Source organism: uncultured Nostoc sp. (assembly GCF_964245445.1).
Classification (GTDB): domain Bacteria; phylum Cyanobacteriota; class Cyanobacteriia; order Cyanobacteriales; family Nostocaceae; genus Nostoc.
Genome location: NZ_CAXTNE010000357.1, coordinates 1 through 4,265, shown reverse-complemented (window position 1 = coordinate 4,265; position 4,265 = coordinate 1). Strand labels below are relative to the sequence as shown.

Here is a 4,265-nt window from a genome sequence, read left to right as displayed (position 1 = left end):
GTGTTTTCCGCAAGTAAAACAAGCTTTTGCTGTCTCAAAATGCTTGAATGCTTTCTCAGTAAGTAATACCACTTACAAAAATCTTTGTACTAAATGAATCGGCTGTATGGGCGTACAACTGTCATTGGTGTCAACTTAACGTGAAAGCCTTTTCAAATCTCGTTTCCAGCTAGAGACTAGTAAAGGACTTCCAAATAAAAAAATACTCAACTACTTATTGTGGGGTGGGCAAGACGAGCGCCTGTAGCCAAAGGCGGACAAAATATCCACCCCACAAGATTGGATAATTTATTTCTTGGAAGTCCCTAATGCTACTCCTTGATCTGCTGCCGTTAGTAAGTGAGGCGAAGCCTAGCCTGTTGACTTTGTGCCTTTTTAGAGAGTAAAAATTCATGCAAAATTTATAAAATTTCTGTCTAAAGAAATAAGCAGATAATTCACTTTACTATGCCTAAAAGTCGTGTATGCACATAACATTCACTCTCAAACAATATCTCTAAAGATATAACTAAAAAAGCTAATTTTAGGATAATTCCATCTGTAGGCTCACGCAATTTAAACAAAAAAGGTTAATACTGAAAAGTAACTTTACCAGCATGAAACCTGATTGTAATCAAAAATTACAGTCTAGGAAAAGCAAATAGAGAAAAGAGTACAAAGAGTACAAACAATGGCAACTTCTACAGACCGCGCTCAACAGATTCAAAAGCTGCATGAACTAATCAAAAATATTGATTATGGTATGTTTACCACAGTCGATGATGATGGCAGTTTGCATAGTTACCCTATGTCAAAAAGTGGTGAGATTAACTCTGAAGCCACACTCTGGTTCTTTACATACGCTGGTTCCCATAAGGTGACTGAGATTGAACACTATAAGCAGGTAAATATTAGTTTTTCGTCACCCGAACAGCAGCGATACGTTTCTATCTCAGGTTCAGCAGAACTCGTAAAAGACCGCAACAAGATGCGAGAGCTATGGAAGCCGGAACTTCAAACCTGGTTTCCTAAAGGACTGGACGAACCCGATATTGCTTTGCTTAAGGTGAATATTAACCAGGTTAATTATTGGGATAGTACATCGAGTTTCAAACCACAAACAATTAGTTTTTTGACACCATCACGCCTTTAAGTAATTACTAATTCATAATTCGTAGTTAAGATTTTAATTACTAATTATGAATTATTTTCAAATATGTAATTGTTGGGCAAAATTAGCAAAATAAGTATTTTTAATTACGACAAATCAATGGTAGAAAAAAATAATGATGAAGCCGCCCAAAAACATCTACCTTTAGAGGTAAAGCGGCGAAATTTTTTAAAAGGAATAGGCTTTATCGGTGCAGGTGCAGGGGCAATTTTTGCTGACCACATTCTCAATGCCAATCCCGAAGTAGAAGCGGCAGAGGTTCCAACATCATCTGCAACTCCAACGAACAGCACAAACACTGGTGAAATTCCTCTCCGTCCACTGGGAAAAACAGGGGTGAAAGTGTCAACGATCGCACTTGGAGGTGCAACTTTAGGGCAAGCAAAGAGCAAGGAAGAGGCAATTCGCATCGCCCACGAAGCTATTGACAATGGCATCACCTTCATGGATAACGCTTGGGAGTATAACAAGCATCGTAGTGAAGAGTGGATGGGAGAGGCGTTGCAAGGGCGACGAGACAAGGTTTTTTTGATGACTAAAGTTTGCACCCACGGACGCGATCGCAAAGTGGCAATGCAGCAACTTGAAGAATCTCTGCGTCGTCTCAAAACCGATCACCTCGACTTGTGGCAAATTCACGAAGTTGTTTACGACAACGATCCAGAAAGGATCTTTCGTGCCAACGGAGCAATTGAAGCTCTGGATCAGGCGAAAAAAGAAGGTAAAGTTAGGTTCGTTGGCTTTACGGGTCATAAAGACCCCGCTATTCATCTAAAAATGCTCTCCTACAATTACCCATTTGATGCAGTGCAAATGCCGCTTAATTGTTTTGATGCCAGCTTCCGCAGTTTTGAGCGGCAGGTGTTACCAGAACTCAACAAACGGGGAATTGCCGCTATCGGCATGAAAAGTCTCAGTGGAAATGGTGATGCAGTAAAAAAAGGTGTAGTCACTCCCCAAGAAGCCATCCGCTATGCCATGAGTTTACCGATCGCTACACTTGTTAGCGGTATTGATTCCCTGGAAGTACTGCGACAAAATTTAGCGATCGCCCGTGGTTTTCAACCGATGCAGGCAAAAGAAATGCAAGCGTTGCGCGAGCGTTGCGTCCAATATGCTGCCGATGGGCGTTTTGAACTATTCAAAACTTCCAAACAGTTTGATGCTGATGAAGGCAGAATCCAACATGGCTTTCCACCTCAAAGTCAAGTGCAAACGTGAGATTGGAGAGATGAGACGCAAACAAATGCACTCAGTATCGGAAACCCTAGCATCAATGTCCTGTGCATTACCTTATGCGATCGCAGCTCAAATAGCCTACCCCGATCACCAGTGTGTTGCATTCGTCGGTGATGATTTAATTAAGAGGTATATTATGTCTGATATATCAGAGAATTAATCAGTGACTTTGGCTTGTCTGGGCAGGTCAAAACCAAAAACTTAAAAATTTTTGTCAAAGCGTGAGATTGAATTAGGACTTACGCATCAAGTATGAAATGTAGGGACAATTTATGTAGACGCAAAGCGGCTTCCCGCAGGGTATTGCCCCTACGGAAAATCAAAGCTTTCACTGCCTTTTTGCATAAGTCCTATGAATATTACTCCATCAAGTAAAGAAACGAAATTTATGCCTTACCAAGAGATTGCAGACTTGCCTGATTCAGTCAAAGAGCATTTACCCAAGCACGCCCAAGAAATTTTTCGGGCTGCATTTAACAATGCTCAAGAAGAATATGGTGAAGAAGAACGTGCCTTTCGTGTTGCTTGGAGCGCTGTGAAACGCGATTACGAAAAAGGCAACGATGGACAATGGCACAAAAAGCCAGAATAGCTTATATCATTCTGCATTTTAGATTGGCGAAGAGTTATATCGTATCCGGTTAAAGACTTATCATTAAGACCGCAGAGGGAAAGAGGGTTTTCCGATTTTTGCACAGATGTGGTAACTTTAACTAATTAGCGGGATATGATATTACTGGTAATCGTTTTTAGACCTTCATCTGTCGCAATCATTTTTCAATCAGATTGTATTGAGCAGTTTTATTACTGCACAAAAAAACTTTATTAAGTGAGGTCTTATGAATTACCTTGTTGCAGTTTTACCAGATCGAATACAAGCAGAAGCCGCCTACTCTGCTCTGGAAAAAGCAGGCTTGCCAATTTCACAAGTCAATATTTTGGGCGATGGTTATTTAAGTGCTGATGAATTTGGACTAATTGATCCCGACAAGCAAGCCCGCAAACAATCAAATCGGCTCTTGTGGTGGCTTGTACCCTTTGGATTTGTTGCAGGTTATGCCTTCAACTATCTCACAGAAATTGAAATATTTCCCCAGTTTGCTCGATTTGGCAATGAATTTCTTGCTGGGATCTTAGGAGGTATAGGCGGTGCTTTGGGCGCTGGTTTAATCGGTCGAACTGTCGGGTTAACAGTTAGCAGTGGCGATGCTTTACCCTATCGTAACCGTCTGAATGCTGGCAAATACTTAATTGCAGTTACCGGAAATGAGGATTTAATACGCGAAGCTACGCGCGTACTGCGTCAATTTGAACCTGAAAATATTCAAGGCTATACAGATTATTCACAAAAGCGCAAACTTGTGAGCAATTAAAGGATGGGAGCGTCAAGTTTCTAAAAAAGCTAATCTACATCGGGTTCAACGCCGAGCGATGATCTAATATTGTGTCCGGTTAAAGACTTATCATTAAGACTGCAAGGGGGTTCTTAGCTGAGGGAAAAAGGGTTTTCAGGTTTTTGCACAGATGCAAAAATTATAACTAATCAGCCGGACATGATATAACGACAAGCCGCTTCTCTACAAGAGGCTTTGCCAACCCGTCTACGCAATTGTGCAATCAAGCGTTCAGCCCGTTGGCTTTCCTGCTCTGTAGAAGTCAATACCCAGCAGCCTGTCCAATCATACCAGCGTAACCAGGGCTGTTCTACATCTTGATAACGTTAGTATCTTTAGCCATTTAACTGAGAGGTAATCGCGTAACATCGGAATTGCCATCTCTGCGGGAAAGTTATCAATGAGTTGAAACGGCATTGAGTAGCTATACGGGAGCAACGCGATTTGGTGAGGTAGGATCAAAAACCAGCGATCGCTAAAAA

Annotated in this window: 5 protein-coding genes and 1 pseudogene; 5 read left to right on the top strand and 1 reads right to left on the bottom strand. The window is 41.4% G+C overall.

All coding sequences use genetic code 11. From position 1 onward, the window contains the following. Positions 1 to 670: 670 nt before the first annotated feature. The 5 genes from ACFE90_RS34530 to ACFE90_RS34510 all read left to right on the top strand — a co-directional run bounded on the left by ACFE90_RS34530 (position 671) and on the right by ACFE90_RS34510 (position 3,762). Positions 671 to 1,132: a pyridoxamine 5'-phosphate oxidase family protein gene (locus tag ACFE90_RS34530; protein WP_375506785.1), complete on the top strand. Its 462-nt coding sequence runs from the start codon at positions 671 to 673 to the stop codon at positions 1,130 to 1,132. 117 nt (positions 1,133 to 1,249) lie between these two features. Beyond that, entirely contained in the window at positions 1,250 to 2,371 is a 1,122-nt protein-coding gene (locus tag ACFE90_RS34525; protein WP_375506784.1) for an aldo/keto reductase, read from the top strand. Positions 2,372 to 2,381: 10 nt separating this feature from the next. After that, positions 2,382 to 2,549: a thiamine pyrophosphate-dependent enzyme gene (locus ACFE90_RS34520; RefSeq protein WP_375506783.1), complete on the top strand. Its 168-nt coding sequence runs from the start codon at positions 2,382 to 2,384 to the stop codon at positions 2,547 to 2,549. Positions 2,550 to 2,777: 228 nt separating this feature from the next. Beyond that, the gene (locus tag ACFE90_RS34515) at positions 2,778 to 2,981 is read left to right on the top strand and encodes a ChaB family protein (RefSeq protein WP_109009734.1); all 204 of its coding nucleotides are present in this window, start codon (positions 2,778 to 2,780) and stop codon (positions 2,979 to 2,981) included. Between the two features lie 247 nt (positions 2,982 to 3,228). Further along, positions 3,229 to 3,762, top strand: coding sequence for a hypothetical protein (locus tag ACFE90_RS34510; RefSeq protein WP_375506782.1), 534 nt, complete (start codon positions 3,229 to 3,231; stop codon positions 3,760 to 3,762). A gap of 306 nt (positions 3,763 to 4,068) precedes the next feature. Here the strand turns inward: ACFE90_RS34510 and ACFE90_RS34505 are convergent. After that, positions 4,069 to 4,265: pseudogene (locus tag ACFE90_RS34505) on the bottom strand (hypothetical protein); the annotation flags it as partial.